This is a genomic window from Psychrobacter raelei, from assembly GCF_022631235.3.
GTDB classification, from domain to species: Bacteria; Pseudomonadota; Gammaproteobacteria; order Pseudomonadales; family Moraxellaceae; genus Psychrobacter; species Psychrobacter raelei.
In genome coordinates, this window is record NZ_CP093310.2 from 2791011 (window position 1) to 2809486 (window position 18476).

13 protein-coding genes are annotated in these 18476 nt (G+C 46.1%); 5 read left to right on the forward strand and 8 right to left on the reverse strand.

Going from position 1 to position 18476, the window contains the following annotated elements:
- Nucleotides 1-2: 2 nt before the first annotated feature.
- The 5 genes from MN210_RS11715 to MN210_RS11735 all read right to left on the reverse strand — a co-directional run bounded on the left by MN210_RS11715 (nt 3) and on the right by MN210_RS11735 (nt 6838).
- Complete coding sequence (locus tag MN210_RS11715) at nt 3-1421, reverse strand: DUF1513 domain-containing protein (RefSeq protein ID WP_338412252.1); 1419 nt, start codon at nt 1419-1421, stop codon at nt 3-5.
- Nucleotides 1421-2563 (reverse strand): imelysin family protein, encoded by a 1143-nt coding sequence (locus MN210_RS11720; protein WP_011961356.1) that lies wholly within the window; start codon nt 2561-2563, stop codon nt 1421-1423. The genes MN210_RS11715 and MN210_RS11720 overlap by 1 nt, the downstream gene beginning before the upstream one ends.
- 116 nt (nt 2564-2679) lie before the next feature.
- Entirely contained in the window at nt 2680-4305 is a 1626-nt protein-coding gene (locus tag MN210_RS11725) for a di-heme oxidoreductase family protein (RefSeq protein WP_110817082.1), read from the reverse strand.
- A 180-nt stretch (nt 4306-4485) separates the two neighbouring features.
- The gene (locus MN210_RS11730; protein ID WP_011961358.1) at nt 4486-5946 is read right to left on the reverse strand and encodes an imelysin family protein; all 1461 of its coding nucleotides are present in this window, start codon (nt 5944-5946) and stop codon (nt 4486-4488) included.
- 235 nt (nt 5947-6181) lie between these two features.
- Nucleotides 6182-6838 (reverse strand): YiaD family glycine zipper/OmpA-like lipoprotein, encoded by a 657-nt coding sequence (locus MN210_RS11735; RefSeq protein WP_110817083.1) that lies wholly within the window; start codon nt 6836-6838, stop codon nt 6182-6184.
- Nucleotides 6839-7608: 770 nt separating this feature from the next.
- Here MN210_RS11735 and yihG point away from each other — a divergent pair.
- From yihG to minE, 5 genes are all read left to right on the forward strand, one after another.
- On the forward strand, nt 7609-8595 hold the full coding sequence (gene yihG, locus MN210_RS11740) for a 1-acylglycerol-3-phosphate O-acyltransferase, YihG family (protein ID WP_011961360.1): 987 nt from the start codon (nt 7609-7611) through the stop codon (nt 8593-8595).
- Nucleotides 8596-8703: 108 nt separating this feature from the next.
- Complete coding sequence (locus tag MN210_RS11745) at nt 8704-9780, forward strand: hypothetical protein (RefSeq protein WP_338412253.1); 1077 nt, start codon at nt 8704-8706, stop codon at nt 9778-9780.
- 156 nt (nt 9781-9936) lie between these two features.
- Nucleotides 9937-10806 carry a septum site-determining protein MinC gene (minC, locus tag MN210_RS11750; protein ID WP_155587315.1) on the forward strand — a complete coding sequence of 290 codons (870 nt, stop codon included), beginning with the start codon at nt 9937-9939 and terminating at the stop codon, nt 10804-10806.
- A 371-nt stretch (nt 10807-11177) separates the two neighbouring features.
- Nucleotides 11178-11990: a septum site-determining protein MinD gene (minD, locus tag MN210_RS11755; RefSeq protein WP_011961363.1), complete on the forward strand. Its 813-nt coding sequence runs from the start codon at nt 11178-11180 to the stop codon at nt 11988-11990.
- Between the two features lie 2 nt (nt 11991-11992).
- Complete coding sequence (gene minE, locus MN210_RS11760) at nt 11993-12280, forward strand: cell division topological specificity factor MinE (RefSeq protein ID WP_011961364.1); 288 nt, start codon at nt 11993-11995, stop codon at nt 12278-12280.
- 109 nt (nt 12281-12389) lie between these two features.
- On the opposite strand, the gene MN210_RS11765 is transcribed toward minE, so the two are convergent.
- The 3 genes from MN210_RS11765 to MN210_RS11775 all read right to left on the reverse strand — a co-directional run bounded on the left by MN210_RS11765 (nt 12390) and on the right by MN210_RS11775 (nt 18473).
- A complete protein-coding gene (locus MN210_RS11765; RefSeq protein ID WP_201545271.1) occupies nt 12390-12932 on the reverse strand; it encodes a cytochrome b in 543 nt (180 codons plus the stop codon).
- A gap of 137 nt (nt 12933-13069) precedes the next feature.
- Complete coding sequence (locus tag MN210_RS11770; protein ID WP_338412254.1) at nt 13070-13525, reverse strand: hypothetical protein; 456 nt, start codon at nt 13523-13525, stop codon at nt 13070-13072.
- Nucleotides 13526-13649: 124 nt separating this feature from the next.
- Nucleotides 13650-18473, reverse strand: a complete 4824-nt coding sequence (locus MN210_RS11775) for a hybrid sensor histidine kinase/response regulator (protein ID WP_338412255.1) — start codon at nt 18471-18473, stop codon at nt 13650-13652.
- Between the last annotated feature and the right edge of the window lie 3 nt (nt 18474-18476).

Genomic DNA, 18476 nt, shown 5'->3' on the forward strand with positions numbered 1-18476 from the left:
GGTTAGCTATCTACTGTACCTAATGTTGTCAGGTGATTATCAAAAGCATAACTTTGATGCTTTTTTTCAACCCAAATGGATTGGGGATACGCGGCCTGATCTACGCCAATACTGCTCAGATAGCCTTGTCCATCACTAACCAAGAATAGCGGCAAACCAGACAGTATCTGCTGTGTCGCTTGGTATTGCGTTTGGCTAGGCCAAGTGGTGACACCGGCACAATCAGCCAAGGGTGTGTCACCAATCATTATTCCTGTGCTTAAATCAAATACCGCAGCGCAGCCGCCAATGGGACTGGTGGCACATGCCAGATTGTGCTTAGAGTCTACCGCCACGCTGGCGATATAATGATGGAAGCGGTGCCACCCTTTGCTATCGTCTTTAGCAATCTGCAACTCGGTAAACTTAGGCTCACCTCGCCTATGCGTTAACACCATAGGCACGCTCAAATGACGCTCGCCTTGGAACTGAATACCGATAATCACGCTACCATTGTCATGCATGGCCAAATGCCGAACACTCATCTGATTGTGTGCCGGAAAAACCTGCTGCAATAGTTGTCCGGTATGCCGATTGAGATACACCAAGGAGGGTTGCATGCTATCAAGATTAAGCTCTTCGCGTGAGGCTCTTTCAGTTTTTATGCCACCATTGGCAATCAGTAAGCTCTCGCCATCAGGGTGCATGACTATCTCATGGGGACCAATACCATGCGAGGCGTATTCGGCGATTTTTTTATAGCCTGAGGCCACCTCGTATATGCCGATCCTACCGCTAAAGTCAGCCGTATTGTTCTCGGTAACATAAAGCAAGTCACCTTGGAGGCTATAACAAGCATGACCATAAAAATGTCGATCTGTCTGGGCTTTGATGCTGTGGACAACCTCACCACTGTGCGCATCAAGTATCCAAAACCACTCGCTAGGCCGTCTGCCCATCACTGCCACGTGCGGCGCTTGTAAAGCTTTAGAAGCTAAGGGCTGAATGAGCAAGTCATGTACCCGCTCTGGCATGGCGCTCTGCCATACTATCTCTCGAGCTGCATTCAACCCCACTACTGCAAATTCGCTGGTAGTCAGCTCAGCCACGCCGCTTATCCAGGTTACTGAGCTGTTATTTAGGCGAGCTTGGGACTGAACAAGTTTAGCTGGCGCGTCACTTGGTATCACTATGGGGGCTGCTGCGGTGACTTTACCTAAAGCCTGTCGTAGCCCGTCACGATAATCAGTTAGGCGTGCTTGAGAGTTGTACTGCTTGCGTCCCAAATGATGAGCCCCCACCAAGGCGGCAGTGCCAACACTTGCCAGCCCCAAAGTGGTGAGTGTGTTCTTTAAAGTTTGGGCCAACATATTCAGCCCAGTCTCTTTATCACTACCAATCAAACGGCTTGGCTTATGACGACTGTGTAATGGAGTCGACATTAATCGCCATCCGTACTGTTAAAGCCCACTTGTACCCCAAGCGTTGGCATCAACTGGCGTTTGACAACCTGTGCCAGCTCGGTGAGCTTGTCATACAGTGCTTTTTGCTGCTCTGGGGTGGCTGTGGCCAAATCTTCTGGCAGCTGTGCCAATAAGGTTGAGGTATCAGATAATAGTGTAGATAACTTATCTGCTAAGGTATCTTGGCCATTTTCAGATAAGATGGCCACCAAGGCCGGATCAGTTAATGCCTTATTTAAAGCCGCCACTTTAGCAGTAATAATCTCTCGACTTTGCCCTGCTGCATCCGCTGGCAAGTGACCTTTTTTATTGCCAGTAATGCCTAGCGGCTGATCTAAAGAGGTACTTTTGGTGGTCTCAACCAAAGCTAAAATAGAGTTAACCCAGCGATTTAGACCTTCTTTGTTATCATCAGGGCTACCATAGCTCAGTAAACTCTGCGGTGATGCTTGCCAATCTTGACTGACTTTATCCAATCGATTTGCTAGAGCCGCACTGGCACTAATCACATATTGGCACTGAGATTTATCCAAGCTATCGTTGGCATACAGCACCTCCTCTAATCCGGGTATCCCTTGAACAATGGCGCTTTCTGAGGCCAATTGCTCCGGTGTCAAATTCGGATTGGCAGCAATCAAGTCAATCACCCCTTGGTGCACCAAGCCGCGCTCATCGGGATAATAGTTGATATATAAGTTGCTCATGCTGTCCATCGCTGGGCCAAAGCCGATGATTTCTGCTTGTGCCCAAGCTTTAGCCAGTTGTAACCACTGTGCTCTAAGGGCGGCAAGCTTATCGGCTGCGACCGAACCATCTGCTTGACAGCTTTGAGTCGCTAGAGCGTTCAGAGCTTGGCTTTGTTCTACTACATTTTTGTAGGCACTGATAATTTGGGTATCTGCGACTTGCTTGAGATAACTCTCAGCACTTGCGTCAGATAAAGCAATGGCTTTTACTGCCGTGGTATCTGCCGCCGTTTCGCTGCTTTCAGTCGCAGGTTTGACATCGGCAGCTTGCTTATTCGCCGTCGGCTGCGCTTCGTCAGCAGGTTTGCTGCAGCTGATTAAAATACCGGCACTTAAGGCCGACAGTACCATAGCGGCAAGTTGGTGTTTTTTCATAAAGATCTCATTGTGATAGTTGGTGCCCTGTGGGCTTTTTTTGTCAAGCAACCCTCAATTGGCCATTAAATAACTGTGCTTGTAGATTTAAAAACACAAGGTTATGGTCTTAAGGGTCATAACGAATTTAAGAAGGCTTCAAACTCAGTGCGGCCTTGTTTATCAAGCTGTAATACTTTTTGTTTATGCGGCTCAGCCTCGCCACCATGCCACAATACCGCTTCCATCAAGGTTCTGGCACGGCCATCATGTAAGAAGGTCGCTTGTGAATCTACTTTTTGAGCCAGACCTATTCCCCACAGTGCTGGCGTACGCCATTCATAAGAGGTCGCCAAAAACTCTACTTGAGCCTCTTTGGGTGGCAGCTTACCTGCGACGGTGCGATCGGCCAAATCCTCACCCATGTCATGTAACAATAAATCGGTATAAGGATAAATCACCTGACCTTGCTGCTCTAAATGAGTCTTAGCCATAGCATCTTGAGCTTTGGGCAACTGATAGCGCGGCGTATGACAATCTTGGCAGCCCATATCATAAAAGCGCTTCTTGCCAGCCAAGACTACTTTGTCATCGGCATTACGGCGATTGGGTACCGATAAATTCTGGGTATAAAATTCCACAAACTTGGCCACCTCATTGCTAACCTCTACCGGCGGCTTACCATCACCTTGATCATCTGCACCAGTTGGGGCGCTTAGACATTGCGGTTGGTTTTTGGTGCAAGACTCAATGGGACGGATACGTGAGGTGAGCCCCATGTCCTCATTAAAGGCGCTCATATTCTGGGTAATAAGTCGGGTTTGTCCCGCTTTCCAGCCAAACTTACCCAGCGCTTTTTCACCGGTCTCAGGATCAATGACCCAGTTGTATTTACCACTAATACCGTCTTTGTCTTTGTCATCAACATCTGCTTGGCTTTTGATGTCCTCAGCAGGAATATACTCCAGTAATCCCAGACCTATCATAGGCAGTGCCACTCGAGGTGAGAGCATCAGTGTCTCATCAAAGGGGCCATAACCTGGGTTTTTTAACTGAAAATTAGGCCGACGCAGGGTGACGATATGACCGTCTTTAAAGGTCACGGGTACATCGCTCCAGCTGACACTTACTTTAGCTTCTGCAGGCACCCCTTGTACACCCCGATCTTGTAACTGACCTCCGTATACCGAGTGTGCAACCTTCTCAATTTGAGACTCACTTAAAGCTTTGCGCTGCGCCTCAGTGACGGCAGGCATGGCCAATCGAATTAATAGGCTGTCGGCATCATCTCCCTCATGCAGAGGGGCATGCCCGCGGCCATCTTTTATATGGCAAGACTGACAAGCAGCCACGTTAAATAATGCCCCAAGTCCATCCCGGCTATCGGTACTGGCAGGAGCGACCACCCAAGGCTGCTTAAAAAAGGCATTACCAATAAAAAAGTTACCTTTACGGGAGGCGGCAATGTTCGATGAGGGCTTAGAATAGCTTTCTGCTGAAGTAATGGCTATGCCCGTATCGCCGCCTTGCTTGACCTCTTGGGGATCAAAAGTGACCAGTTTGCTCAGTGGCACACCTGCCAGTGCTTCAATTTTCTGCGTTCGCGCATTGGCTTGAGCTGAGCTCTCCTCTTTTGACTGACAGCCATTTAAGGCCAGCACAGCTACCGCCGATAGCGATAGCCAGACCGCTTTTTTTGGAAGAGTAAAAGCTAAAGCATGAAAAACGGGCGTTTTTGAGGAGGGCGTAGATCGATGGATCATAATAGAAGCCTTACAGAGATGCGGATAGAACACACTAAAAATGGCAATCTTTAAAACAAAAACACGTTGCCAATTCTACACTGGCAACGTGTCTATTTTACAATTTAAGACGAATAAAGTCTTGGTAATAAATTTTGCATCAGTCACTAATTAAGTTCAGCCACGAGCACTTACCTTATGTTAAAACTGCGAGCCTGTATCGGCGTCTAGATTATCAATACCAATGCTTTTTGCAGATGATTCTAAGACATCGGTTAAAGATTTTAGATCATTGATGGCAGACTCCATCCAGCCGCGGCGTTTGTTTTGCTCTTCAGCTGAAACGCCTTGCTTGGTAGCTTGACCCACTGTCGCAATCATTTGATCAATTTTAATACCGTTTTTCTCACCCTGCTCAGCGATGGTATTGAAGCTTGCCTCTACTTTTTTGAAGGCGGCATCTAATTGTTCAGCTGAGTCTTTTTGACCGGCATCGATTAGGTACTGTTTAATACCATAATCACCCACAGTGCTGCCAGATACTGTTTTGTATTGGCCATTAAAGATGTTAGCAATACCGCGCGCATTATTGGCATAGCTTAGATGCGTCAAGTCACTAAAGCACTCGTGCTCATCTTCAGTGGAGCCAGTAACGAATGCCACTTGCATACGCTCTGAGGCAAGCTCTCCTAAAGCTAGGCTACCCATTTGATAAAATATCTGGCGTACGGCATTGTCTGAGCTGCGAGCCATCAAGTCACTACGCAAAGTATTTTCAGTATTGGGCTGCCACTGAGCCACCATATCTGTTAAATCATTAACCAACAGCTGGGTGGCTGCTTTTAGGTACTCACCGCGCTTAGCACATACTGCCGCTTCAGCAGAATTGCCCTCGCCACTGGTGCAGCTGTCATTGGCCATATAATCGGTAACTGGGCGCTGACCTGCCCCTTCACCCACGCCATTTAAATCCTGACCCCAAAGTAAAAACTCAATGGCATGGTAGCCTGTGGTGACATTGGCTTCACTGCCACCAATCTCATTCATCTCAGCCAAGAGCTCAGGGGTAATGGTCTTGGTGTCTTGGCTTGTGCTGCCCACAGTGATTTTGTCTGAATTAATGATATTGTCTTTGCTGTTGTACTCGCCGGCATAGCCGTCTGCAACATAATCAATTAAGGCCTCATCTAATGGCCATGCGTTCACCTGACCTTCCCAGCCATCGATGCTGCCGATAGCGCGCTTGTCGTCTTTGCCCACAAAACCTTCATCAAAACGAAAAACTTCGGTCTGTGAATAAGGCTGGCGAGCAGCTTTATAAGCGGCTTGAGCTGCCTCTAAATTCTGCTGAGTAGGGTTGGCCACTAAGGCATCTACTGCGGCTTGTAATTTTTTGGCTTCACTTAAAGAGTCTTCATAAGCGGCTTGAGCCATATCGGCATAACTGGTTAATAGCTTATTAACAGAAGCCTCATCACCAGCGAGCGTCTGGGTATTTTTGGTCTCTGTGGTTTCATTGGTAACTTCAGCGCTGTTTTCTGCACCACTTGCATTATCTGCCTCTTTTGAACAGCCTGATAAAGTTAAAGCACCAATAAGGGTTGCCATTAGCGCTGTGGTTAGTTTTGATTTGATCAAGTGATTCGAAGTAGCTAAAGCCATAGAGTATTCTCAGATTAGAATTTTTAAAAGAATTGTTGCACAAAGTGCGCTATTTGTTAATGAATTATAATGGTATCGATAACCATTATCAATAATATTATATAAAAACTTAACTAACATTGAAAATAAACACTTGAAAGGGCATGGCAGACAAAAAAATAAGCCAGTGAATAATCACTGGCTTATGGTTTAGCTATTTGCCCTTAACTGTACCTTAGGGCGAGGTAAGATTAAATTAGTTTACGCTTTTTGGGGCAACAATTTGAATCTCAACACGGCGGTTTTGTAGGCGACCACTTTCAGTGCTGTTAGAAGCAACTGGTTGGTTTTGACCATAACCCATGGTGCGGATACGGTTGCTTGATACACCGCGCTGGATTAGGTAACTTGCTACCGCTTGCGCACGACGCTCTGATAAACCTTGGTTGTAAGAAGGGTTACCTACGCTATCAGTGTGGCCCATGACATTTACTGTGGTATCACCGTACTGAACCATAGTTGAGGCAAGCTTATCTAGAGTATTGTAAAAAGACCCATTAATGTTAGTGCTGTCGTGAGCAAAGGTAATATTGCCTGGCATTACTAGATCAATGTTACCGGTATTTGGGTTACGGTTTACTTCAACACCCGTCCCTGCCATCTGCTGTTTTAGCTGTTTTTCTTGGTTTTCCATGTATAGACCAACTGCACCACCTAAAGCGGCACCGATAGCAGCATCACGGCCAGTTTTTTCGCCGCCAGTTACTTTAGAGATACCGGCACCAGCAGCGGCACCACCTAGAGCACCCAATACCCCTTTATTGATAGACTGTTGGCCAGTTACTGGATCAGTAGCACAGCCAGCTAGAGCTAGTGTAGAAGCTAAAGCGCCAATCATTAGTTTATTTTTCATAGTATGTTCCTCAAAATTATCCGTTAGTTTTATATGTCTTTGCTAAACTGCCTTCTCTGTTGATGACAGAGGTTTTATGACAGAGAATTAACCTCTTCTCATTAGTACATCACGTTATACGCGTTTTAGACACTAATGATATAGCAGTTATTATAATAGAAAGCTTTGGTTAATATAGTTAGCAAATGTTTCATGGATTATTATGACGTTTCAAGCCTACCTTAATGTAATAATTTGTCGTTTTGCTGTATTACATCTATACAACAACTCGGACTTTTATCACTTTAAGCTATCAGAACTGTGTCATCTGATAGTCCAATATTTTAAACGGGTAATCGGTAGATTAGATTTCAAGCAGTCATTGTCTTTAGCGCTTTGGTGTGAATGAGCAGTTTGAGGATAGCCATTGTCATTATGCTCAAGCTTGGTTTACAATCGTAAACTATCTTGTCTTGCTAATCAGACATTGGGTCTGCATCCCCACCCTACTCTTTAGCCGGCCTTGTGGTTAATTTTGGCTTAGCTTGTTAGCCTGCTATTGATTAGACATGGCCAGACTAGGCATATGCCTATATATATTAGGCGTATTAAGCCTGTCACTGAGCCTGTTTTATGCTAATGTGGGCTTTTGCTCAATGCCATTGGGGGCACCCTACTTTAGTTGATCAAAACGCCTTTAGAAATAAAGTAGGGGTTGAACAAGCTTAAAACAAGTGAACTGCGCTGTTACTTCATGGTTTTTGAATACTCTACTTGACTTGGTCTGTCTTATGAAACATAGAATAAAGAATATCTACCAAAACCTACATGCAAAATCGCCTGTTGTGGGTAAGGCGGCATCTTTCACCACCGCTGTGGGCGTGATTGGGGCCAACACCTTATCTTATGGATTGCCTTTATGGCTACTGGGTGCCACCAAAATTGCCACCGGCTCAAGCGTTGCTGACAATACGGTCATTAAAATTGCCAAACACTGGATTACCACTAACAATCGCCTCATCGATAATGTGCTGCCTGAGAGAGATTGGCGTATTGAGCTGCCTGATGATTTGGAACAAGACAAACAGTATCTATTAATTAGTAACCATTTGTCTTGGGTAGATACCAGCATCGTGCAATATATCAGTCAAGACAGACTGCCTTTGACCCGCTTTTTTACCAAGTATAACCTTATTTATATCCCCTTTATCGGACAAGCTTTTTACTTCTTAGACTTCCCGATGATGAAGCGGCACAGTAAAGAAGAGATTGCCAAAAACCCGAGTCTAAAAGATCGTGACATATTAGAAGCCAAACGCGCTTGTGAACTCTTAAAAGACAAACCCTTTGCGCTACTCAATTATCTTGAAGGTACCCGCTTCACGCCTGCTAAGCGTGATGCTCAAAAATCACCTTACAAAAACCTACTTCGCCCAAAAGCGGGGGGGATTTCTTTGGCGATTCAGGCGTTAGGCCCTCAAATTGATGGCATCTTGGACATGACAATTGTTTATCCTGATGGTAGCCCCTCTTATGCAGACTTGTGGAAAGGCAACGTCAAACGCCTTGGGGTACATGTGCAGCGCATCGATATCCCGCAAGCTTTATTTACCGCCATTGAAGAGGGTGATTATAATAACGATAAGGCCATGCGCGAGACTATGTACACGTGGTTGGATGAGATTTGGCGCAATAAAGATGAGCAAATCTCACGCATGAAAGCGGATTTCATTGATAATCCCAAGTCAGTAGAGTCAGTAGAAAAGGCAGCAAGCTAATCGGCTATTAGCGGTTATCAGTGTACTCATCTCATAATAAGGGTGACACTTAGCGTAAGTTATGGAATGATATTGCAGGACGATTCAACCTAGAGGCATCCCCCCTGCATGACTGATTTAAAAAACGACGCCAACTTGTCACCCACTGACTCTATGAGACCCTCTACTGAGCCTGTCTCCCCTTTAAAAGGTAAGACAGCCACCAAGCTGGCGCTGCTGTATGACATCGCTATGCTGGTTGTTATCATTATTGACTTAGCCATCATCAGCCTAGATTTGCTGCTTATGAGTAAGTTTGCCGCTCAAGTGGCTGAATGGCTCAGTTTATCTGAATCTTTAGGCATCTATGTCGATAACATCCACCATCCACTCAGGGTTTTGGGTGGGTTTTTTACCATTTTTTTAATGGCAGAATTGGGGCTACGTTGGCTGTTGGCCATTATCAGCAAACAGTACACTCGGTGGCTCTTTTTTCCTTTCGCTCACTGGTATGAAGTACTTGGCTGTTTTCCCCAATTTCGGGCGTTACGTCTGCTGCGGGCATTTTTTATCGGGCGTAAGCTTTATCAACTAGGCTATCAGGTTCTACCCAAAAAATGGATAGCCACCGGTAAGTTCTATTATGACGTGGTATTTGAAGAGCTCTCTGATCGAGTGATTTTGACCGCCACTGATAACTTGCGTCAACAGTTCGCTGACGAAAAAGCGCATCAGCGCTTTATCGAAGACACTCTAAATAAGAACCGGCCTCACATCCAGTCTATGCTTGCCTCTTTGCTCAAGCAGCAGTTGGCACCGCAGCTACAACACATGGCACGCAGCCAAGCCACCCGCGAGTTGTCCGAGCAAGTGGGTATAGCCGTACAAGAGGCACTTAACAACACCCCTGAGCTGCGTCGTTATTTGCGCTTGATTCCTATTGCCGGCACCCTTATTGAAGGCCAGTTGCACAGTGTCAGCCAAAACATAGGTGAGAACATCACTCAAACCCTATTCACTCATTTAACTCAGCCGCATATTACTGAAGCCATTATCGATGAGGTGGCCCAAACTATCGCCTATATTGACCTCAGTAATCCTGAGCTAGATGCCTTACTATCAGGTATCATCAATGACGCTTTGAGCGCTTTTGAAGCTCAAGTAAAAGTACAACAATGGAAACACCAAGAATACTTGCATCTGTAGCCTATAATTATAATAATCGTAGGCTGACGCTCATAAAATCAGATCCAAGTTAACGCTCTTTATCCCCCCTATCTAAGCCGGCTTATAGGACAGAGCTTTTTTCACCAATAACCCTAATTAAAAAAACTTTGCTGTTTTGATCTTTAAGGATTTACTATGACCGCCGCCACTGAGGTTACCCCTGCATTAAAAATGTTTGGCAAAATGCTCACCTTTACCCGTATCAAGTTAGAAACCGATAATTTAACAGAAATTGAAGCTTATCTATCGGGCCAACTAAGTAATAAAGACAGTCAAATCCCAGTAATTATTGACAGTGACATTGAGCAAGATTTAGACGCTTTGGTTGAGCTATTTTGGTCTTGGGGACTTCAGCCTATTGGCGTGGTCACAGGGGTGTTAGATGACGCAGCCAAGGCCAAGCGCTTGGCAATATTCCCAGGCGATGGGAAGCGTATTGAGCGCATCCGTCCAATCAAAAAGGCAGTGGTCAATGAGCCGCAAGCAGCAGTAAATGCCACTCAGGCCACCCAGAACATGGATGGCTCACAGAGCATCAGTCCCACTCAAGGTCAAGATCTCGTCACTGAGCCTTCTGCCGATACTACATCGGCTACTGTGCAGGCGGCCAATACTAACAGCGACATCATCTCCGAAAGCCATAGCGACTTTGGCAGTGTGGATGCCATGACCACCTTGTTTTATGATCAGATGCTGCGCTCAGGCCAAAGCATCAATCATGTGGGCGGCGACTTGGTATTAACCAACAGTGTTAATAACGGTGCTGAAGCCATTACCGACAACAGCTTACATGTCTATGGCCGAGCGCAAGGTCGCTTGGTAGCCGGTGCCACAGGGGACAAAGATGCACGTATCTTCTGTCAGCGCTTTAACCCCTCACTGGTATCTGTGGCCGGAACCTATTGCTTAAATGATAATATTCCTCAAGAGATGATTGATAAGCCGGTCCAAGTTAGATACGTTGAGGGACAAGGCTTGGTGTTTGAGATTATTACCGATAACTGATAACAGTGGAGCAGACATCTGGGGCATAATCGGTTGAATGCCGCTTGTGTCCATTTTAATCGATTATACCTAAAGCTTTGATAGCAAAAATTTACCTTTAATAGTAATAAAATAGAAATAAAACTCTGTATTAAACTTACACGTAATAAGCACTCAAAGCCTTTATAATCAAGCGAATGCTATGACTTTAAGGTTATCTGTGATAATCTAGAGCCACAAAATTTGACTTTTTGGTGCATTTGTATTTTGTGTTGTCGACTACAAAATGTCGCTCACAGGGTAAGTCAACACTGTCCCTAAAAAGTGCGCCTAATCTTATAACAGTTATGGGCACATTCTGCCCATTTTCATATTCATAGGAGTATGCCATAGTGGCAAAAATCGTTGTAATTACCTCAGGTAAAGGCGGTGTCGGAAAAACTACGACCAGTGCTTCATTTGCCGCAGGTCTAGCATTGCGGGGTTACAAAACCGTTGTCATCGACTTCGATGTGGGCTTACGTAACCTTGACTTACTTATGGGCTGCGAAAACCGTATCGTCTATGATTTCGTTGATGTTATCTCAGGCAATGCCCGTTTGTCACAAGCCTTGGTAAAAGACAAACAGCTAGAGAATTTGTACATCTTGCCTGCCAGCCAAACCCGTGACAAAGACGCCCTAACCGATGAAGGGGTGGCTGAAGTTATCGATGAGTTGTCTAAACAGTTTGACTATATTATCTGTGACTCTCCGGCCGGTATTGAGCGCGGTGCTCAGTTGGCCATGTATCATGCAGATGAAGCCATCATCGTCACCAACCCTGAAATCTCCTCTGTACGCGATTCGGATCGCATTATCGGTGTTCTGCAAAGCCGTACCAAAAAGGTAGAAGAAGGCACAGGTACCGTTCGTGAGCACTTGGTAATCAATCGCTACAATCCTGAACGTGCGGCTGCCAAAGAGATGATGGATATCGACACCATCTCTAATGACATCCTAAAAGTGCCTTTATTAGGTGTGGTGCCTGAGAGCAATAGTGTACTAGAAGCCTCAAACCATGGTGAACCAGTCATTCATAACCCAGACTCAATTGCGGGTCAATGCTATGAAGATATCGTGGCGCGTTTCTTAGGGGAAGAAAGACCATTACGTCACATTGATGTTAAGAAGAAGAGCTTCTTGCAACGCTGGTTTGGGGGTTAAGGATGTCAACACGGAAGAAAGGATTTTGGAGCGCTCTGTTTGGGACAGAAACCAAATCATCAGGCAGCGCCAATACAGCTACTGAGCGACTGAAAGTTATCGTTGCCAGTGAAAATCGTCTCAATTCACGCTTAACTGCTGACCGTATCGAGAAAATGAAACGTGAAATTCTTGAAGTGGTGAACAAGTACGTTAATGGGGTGCAAATCAACGATGTAAACATCAATCACCGTCATGAGGACAACCTTGACGTGTTAGAGATGAACATCAACTTACCTGACGCCAAATAATGGTGTTATTGAGGTATGACAGGTAATTTTTACTAAAAAGCCGCTTATCTCAAGCTATACCTAAAAAGCCGCCCTCAATGAGGGCGGCTTTTTTAATTTTAGGCTGAAGCTATTTGATGCGTGCTAAGATATTGTCTTTTTTGATAAATTGATGCTGCAATGCGGCTAAAATGTGTAATGCTGTGAACGCCAACAAGGCCGGCCAGAACACATCAGTATGTAATTCATTGATAAAGCGCGCCTGGCTGCGATCAGTGGTCAAAACACTGGGTAAATCAAATAAGCCAAACACCTCAATACCACGTCCCCCATACCAAGTCATCAAAATACCTGAAAGTGGCATAGCGAATAACAGCACATAAAGCACTAAATGGCTAATGTGTGACAACGCGGTCTGCCACTTTGGCATGACCACAGGCGCTGGTGTTGGACTAATCACCCTGACAATGACACGGAAAATCATCCAAAGCAGTAGGCTTAAGCCAAAGGATCTATGCAGGTCTATAAACGTATTGCCATCTGAGTTTTGATGTAAGGTAATCATCGCCCAAGTAATGACCAGTAATAAAGCACTGCCCCAATGAAACAGCTTAACGGCACGCGACCACATAGTGGGTCTTAAAGGGGTTACTGCATTTGTGTTAACAGACATAGGTTACCTATATTGAGTGGAACTCAAATCAATAAATACCAAAAAACGTTTAGATAATAACTGAGTATTATAAGGGACTGAACGCTATTATGGTAACCTGTGATTATTTTGAGTTATCGCATTTTTTTATGGGGCAATTACTTTGTTTTATACAGCATCTTAGCAAGCTTGGCTAAGTCTGGTACCACAAAGACCTGTTGGTCTAGTATCACCTCTTGAAACACAAAGTTAGGCGCCGTACTGGCTGTGGATATAGGGCTGGTATCAAGGTCTTTGATATCCGATACTTGGATATAACGCTCGGTTAGCGCCCCCTCAATCAATAAGCCGAGCCGTTGTTGCTCACTACTGCCCTCTAAAATAACCACTGTTGTTGGGGCCGCATTGGTCAAGAGCAAAGAATATACAGCCAGCGGTTGCTGCTGCCATTCGTAACTGCTTACTCGCTCAGAACAGGCCATACTGTCCAAGATAAGTGCGCTCGGCACTATCCAGTCGGGCTGAGTGCCACGTGGAATGATAGTGATATTTAGGCCACCTTGATTGAGCATTAATAGGGGGCTAATTTTCAGGGAGGATGGGCTGTTTTTCACGACTTCTGTGCCTTATTAAGAGAGTGTATGACATGAGGCTTGGCGACTACTGGGAGTGTTTGGTGATGAGCATTGCTGGTAGCTGCTGATTATCCATCCCCTTTGCTTGGTCATCACTGATAAATTAGCTGATGAGATTTTGAATAAGCGCCACCAGTTTCGCTTCTTGGAATGGCTTGCCCAGGTAGGCATTAACCCCTATTTTTAGCGCCCGCTGACGGTGCTTATCACCGCTACGCGAAGTAATCATAATGATTGGCAGATGACTGATAGCTTGATTGTGACGCACATGGGTAGCCACCTCAAAGCCATCCATACGTGGCATCTCAATATCAAGTAGCATTAAATCAGGGCGCAAGGTTTGTAGCATCTCGACTGCCTCTACCCCGTCACGAGCAACATGAGCTTGATAACCCTGTCGCTGTAGCATGCGTGCGGTTACCTTGCGCACCGTTACCGAGTCATCAACAATCAAGATTTGTGGTTTAAGGGATTTGGTAGCAGGCGCTGGATTTTGAATGACCCGCTCAGGTTGTGTACTGCCACTTAATCGACTCTGAGCACTTATGGGAAGCGATGCTTTACGTATCAAGGCCTGCACATCTAAAATAAGCATGACCGAGCCTTCAGCCGTAATGGTGGCAGCCGATAAGCCAGCGATGCTTGATAGCGGACGGCCTAATGGCTTAACCACCACCTCAGAGCGAGAGCCTATAATCTCATCGACATGTAGCGCAAAGCTTTGTCCAGCGTGATGTTTAATTAACAGCACCGGTAAGCTGTCTTGCGTATCGAATACTTTAACATCCACCGTCTCACCGGATAGCAGCTGGGTCAGATAGCGCACTCGATACGGTTTACCCCCCACATTAAGCTGTGCCGACTCATGACCGCCCACGGTATTTGGCGATCCATTTTGATTGCGATTACGCTTAGAATCATACAAACTGCGCAAACGTTGTGCCGCTATTCGCTCAATCCGTTCAATTTGTAATAAAGGCACTGCATAAGTTTGATCCCCTGCCCGAACAACCAGAGCATCAATCACCGCAAGGGTCAGTGGTAATGTGAGGGTGAACTCTGCCCCTTGATTAGCACTGGAGTGCACGGTGATGTTACCCCCCAGCTGGCGTACTTCATTGAGCACCACGTCCATGCCCACACCGCGCCCTGATATCTGAGTGAGGCTACTGGCGGTCGACAGCCCTGCATGGAAGATATATTGCATCACTTCCAGATCACTTAAGGTATTGTCTTGGGCATCCATAAGCCTGCAAGCGATTGCTTTTTTACGCACAGAATTGACATCAATACCTTGACCGTCATCTTTAACACGAATGACAATTTCGCTGCCTTTTCGGCCCATCTCAATGATGATATGACCTGTGCGCGGCTTGCCTAACGCTTCGCGCTGATCTGGCGTCTCTAAGCCATGATCGATGGCGTTGCGAACCATATGCTCAAGTGGTGCAGTGAGACGCTCAAGCACAGTTCTATCTATCTCATCTATATCGGTGATGAGCTCAAGCTTGGCCTCTTTATCCACCTCATTTGCGGTCTGTCGAAGCGTACGCTGCAATCTGGGCAGTAGCCGCGAAAAAGGCACCATCCTTGAGCTCATCAGCCCCTCTTGCATCTGGGTCTGAATCTGTGACAGCTGCAGCAATAAGCTCTCCGTCTCACGGGTCTTGCTGCGCAAGCTGGTTCTAATCTCCAATAAGTCTGACGCCGATTCGGACAAAGACTTCGACAACTGATTAAGCGCTGAGTACTGATCCATCTCAAGTGGATCAAAGCTTTGATCGGCTTGTAAGACGTGGTCCTCAATCTGAGAGCGTATCTGAGCCTCAAGCTCAATATCCATACGCCGCAACTGCTCTGCCAGACGCTGTACGGTAGACTCCATCTCACTTAACGTACCTGCCACGCTGCTCATATTGAGCTCAATACCTGAACGACGAATAGCCGACTCTGCCGATAAATCAATCATCTGCTCCATCAGCTTGGCAGGCACCCGAATCATCTCGTTGCTGCTATCTTGCGTCGCACCACTGTCAGATCTTAGCAAGCTAGGTGGCATCTGACTGATATCATGGGCACTCTGTTTGTGGTCAATGTTTTCAGTACTTTGAGCCTTTGGCGCCTTATTTTCAGCCATTATAGTAGCTTTAACAGACACTTTATCATGGTCAGCCGCAGTATCCCCCTCTGTGTAAAGCTGAATCGGCTTAACATCAGACTCCGGTAGTCGCTTGCTACGTACTATGGTCTGCAGTTTGGCCACCAGCTCAGGCACAAAAAATGACTGCCCTTGACGCACCAAACTGTCTACTTGAGCGGACAAGGTATCTTGTACTGACTGCATCAGTGCCACCCAATTAGCATCAGGCACAATTTGCTGATCTAACAAATACTCGTATAACGTCTCCGCTTCATGTGTCAGCTCAGCTAAGCTATCTATACCAGCCATGCGTGCCCCACCTTTTAAGGTGTGTAGATAACGCAGCAAAACGTTAACCGGTGCTAAATCCGCTGGGTTTTGTTGCCATAAGCGCAACTGCTCTTGGCTATCTGTATCAAGCTGCTGTGCTTCTTCAATAAAGATGGCAAGCAGCTCAGCATCTGCCTCGGTGTTTTGTTGTTCGTTATCATCGCTTAACCCCTGTTTGCTTTTAGGCTCAGCACTGAATCGGTTTATCAAAGGTCGGCTGGCCTGAGCTTTATTTAACTCATCACCGAGCTGAGCCAATAATGTGTCATCCACTTTGAGCGTCATGCGACCTGCCAAAGCGTCAAATAAGCCAGTCAACTGCTCGTGCACGGCAATCAAAAGAGCAAGCCTTCGGCGGTCGTGCAGCCATTTTTGAGCAAGTTCAATGTCATTACTAAATGCTTGATATACCAACTGCAAACAATTTAGGACACTGATAAATTTGGCAGAATGACCCACACGTAAGCTCAGCTGCTTAATTTGCTGAAGCATATCGTCCACATAACCTTGAAGGCTTTGCTGCGATAAAGACTGCTCACTGCTTTGTTCAGCTTCATTATCCTCTATCGGCTCATTTGTTGTATGTGCCAACGGCAACAGACGCCATTCTGCATCTAATAGGTCATCGATGCCGTCAATCAGCTCAGCCACACTAAGAGCCACATGACTACCAATATTGCTATCTAGCTCTTTGACATCATCATGATGCTCAGCTATTGGCTCAGCTATTGGTGCATCTATCGGCGCATCTTTTAGGCCAACATGGTGCTGGGTGTCATTATCGCGTGTCTGCTCTAAATACGGGTGCGGATACTGCTGCTGTAAGTGACTTTTTATCAGTCCAATTGATTGCCTCAAGGTGTCCGCATAGCTTGGAGTGATCAGCTGATCGCTTTGTTGCAGCTGCTCTAGATCTTGCTCTACTGCGGCACTTAACTGGCTAATGGTGGTTAAAGATTGGCTACTGGCTGCCCCTCGCAAGGTATGGAAGGCGCGCAGCAGCTTGTCATCCACCTCAAAGCTTGATGAGTCTTGGTGTTGTGCCAGCATAGCGTCGATACTTTGCAGCAGTTCAGTGGCCTCTGCAATAAACACCTGCGCCAGCTCTGCCTCATCAATGGCATTATCTACACTGTTTCTAAGCGCAGTACTCTGTGCCGGTGCAGCGGCGTCTAAAGACAGCGGTAGGCGCTGAGGCAGATGAGCCTGGTCGTCATTTATAGCTTCGATAGTTTCGATAGCTTCGATAGCTTCAGAAAGCTGTGGCTGAAGCAGCTGCCAATCATCAGACTCTGTGTGTTTGTTGTTGGCATATAAGTTAGCAGCGGCTATCTGATCTACTATCTTTGAGGGATAAAGCGGCGGCTTGTCTGCAGAAGCAGGCTCAGCGAATATCGTCACCAGCGCTGGGTATTGTGCCACCACTTCTGTGAGTAACTGCCAGATACCTGTCGTCGGCTCAATACTGTCATCTAAGAGCCGATTAAGCATGTTTTCAATGGCCCAAGCCAGCTCAGCGATGGTATGTGCTCCAACCATACGCCCCGACCCCTTTAGCGTATGAAAACCGCGGCGCACCTCACCGAGCTGCACTTTGTCCTGCAAGTGAGGTGTAAGCTGAGCCATTGCTTCGGTTATCGCTTGTAGCACCTCTTGTGCTTCCTCAACGAAGATTTGCTTTATTTCAACATCACAGTCGGGGTCATCGCTTGGCAAATGCACCTCATCGACGGTGCTTTTTAATAACTCAGATAGACCAGCGGCTTTAGTGCTGTGTAAAGATGCCAAAGATTGGCTGTGCTGAATGCTTGAGTCAGGCTTGGTGGGGTAAGTTTTAGAATGGGACAGACGTTTGTAACCGCGCTTATCATAAAGCGCGCTGTCAGTGGCAAAGTCCGTCTGTTTTGGCTGACTGCTCGTTAGGGTTTGATCTAAGCTCAGCTCAGTATCATAGCGGGCGGGCAGCGCAATAATTACCCGGTCGTCCTCAGTGCTGTTATCCTCTTGCTTAACCTGAGTTGGTTTAATATCGTGCTCAGGTTTGTGTTTGCTATTTTTTTTCAGATGGCCTTTTACAGCGCCTGTACTAAGCTGCTGTAAATGCTGTTCACATTGATGCAAAATATCAGGCTGATATGTACCAATTTCTACATAATAGCTCAGCTCTTGTAACAGCTGCTTACTGGCAGTAACCACCGAAGGCAATACTTGAGGGTTAAGCTGTTGGGAGCTTACAGCACAAGTCGTGTTATAAATAGCTTGTGCAACATTCGCAAAATCAACCAAATCAGCACTGTGCAGCTTTTCAAAAACTTGCTGATAGCCGTGACAAATCTGCGCCAAGTTGTCAGCGGTGGCAGGCTGCTTAAGCTGTTTATTATGCAGTTCAAGCAGTTGCTGTTTTAGTAGCGGTAGCATCCAGCGGACGGTGAATAAGGCATTTGGCTGATCGCTCATTAT

Bases quoted from the DNA above. Each gene is read 5' to 3' on its own strand.
- MN210_RS11735 (WP_110817083.1), bottom strand. From the start codon at position 6,838: ATGAAAAATAAACTAATGATTGGCGCTTTAGCTTCTACACTAGCTCTA.
- MN210_RS11715 (WP_338412252.1), bottom strand. From the start codon at position 1,421: ATGTCGACTCCATTACACAGTCGTCATAAGCCAAGCCGTTTGATTGGT.
- MN210_RS11730 (WP_011961358.1), bottom strand. From the start codon at position 5,946: ATGGCTTTAGCTACTTCGAATCACTTGATCAAATCAAAACTAACCACA.
- MN210_RS11775 (WP_338412255.1), bottom strand. From the start codon at position 18,473: ATGAGCGATCAGCCAAATGCCTTATTCACCGTCCGCTGGATGCTACCG.
- MN210_RS11765 (WP_201545271.1), bottom strand. From the start codon at position 12,932: ATGTCTGTTAACACAAATGCAGTAACCCCTTTAAGACCCACTATGTGG.
- minC (WP_155587315.1), top strand. From the start codon at position 9,937: ATGACCGCCGCCACTGAGGTTACCCCTGCATTAAAAATGTTTGGCAAA.
- MN210_RS11725 (WP_110817082.1), bottom strand. From the start codon at position 4,305: ATGATCCATCGATCTACGCCCTCCTCAAAAACGCCCGTTTTTCATGCT.
- yihG (WP_011961360.1), top strand. From the start codon at position 7,609: ATGAAACATAGAATAAAGAATATCTACCAAAACCTACATGCAAAATCG.
- minE (WP_011961364.1), top strand. From the start codon at position 11,993: ATGTCAACACGGAAGAAAGGATTTTGGAGCGCTCTGTTTGGGACAGAA.
- MN210_RS11720 (WP_011961356.1), bottom strand. From the start codon at position 2,563: ATGAAAAAACACCAACTTGCCGCTATGGTACTGTCGGCCTTAAGTGCC.
- MN210_RS11745 (WP_338412253.1), top strand. From the start codon at position 8,704: ATGACTGATTTAAAAAACGACGCCAACTTGTCACCCACTGACTCTATG.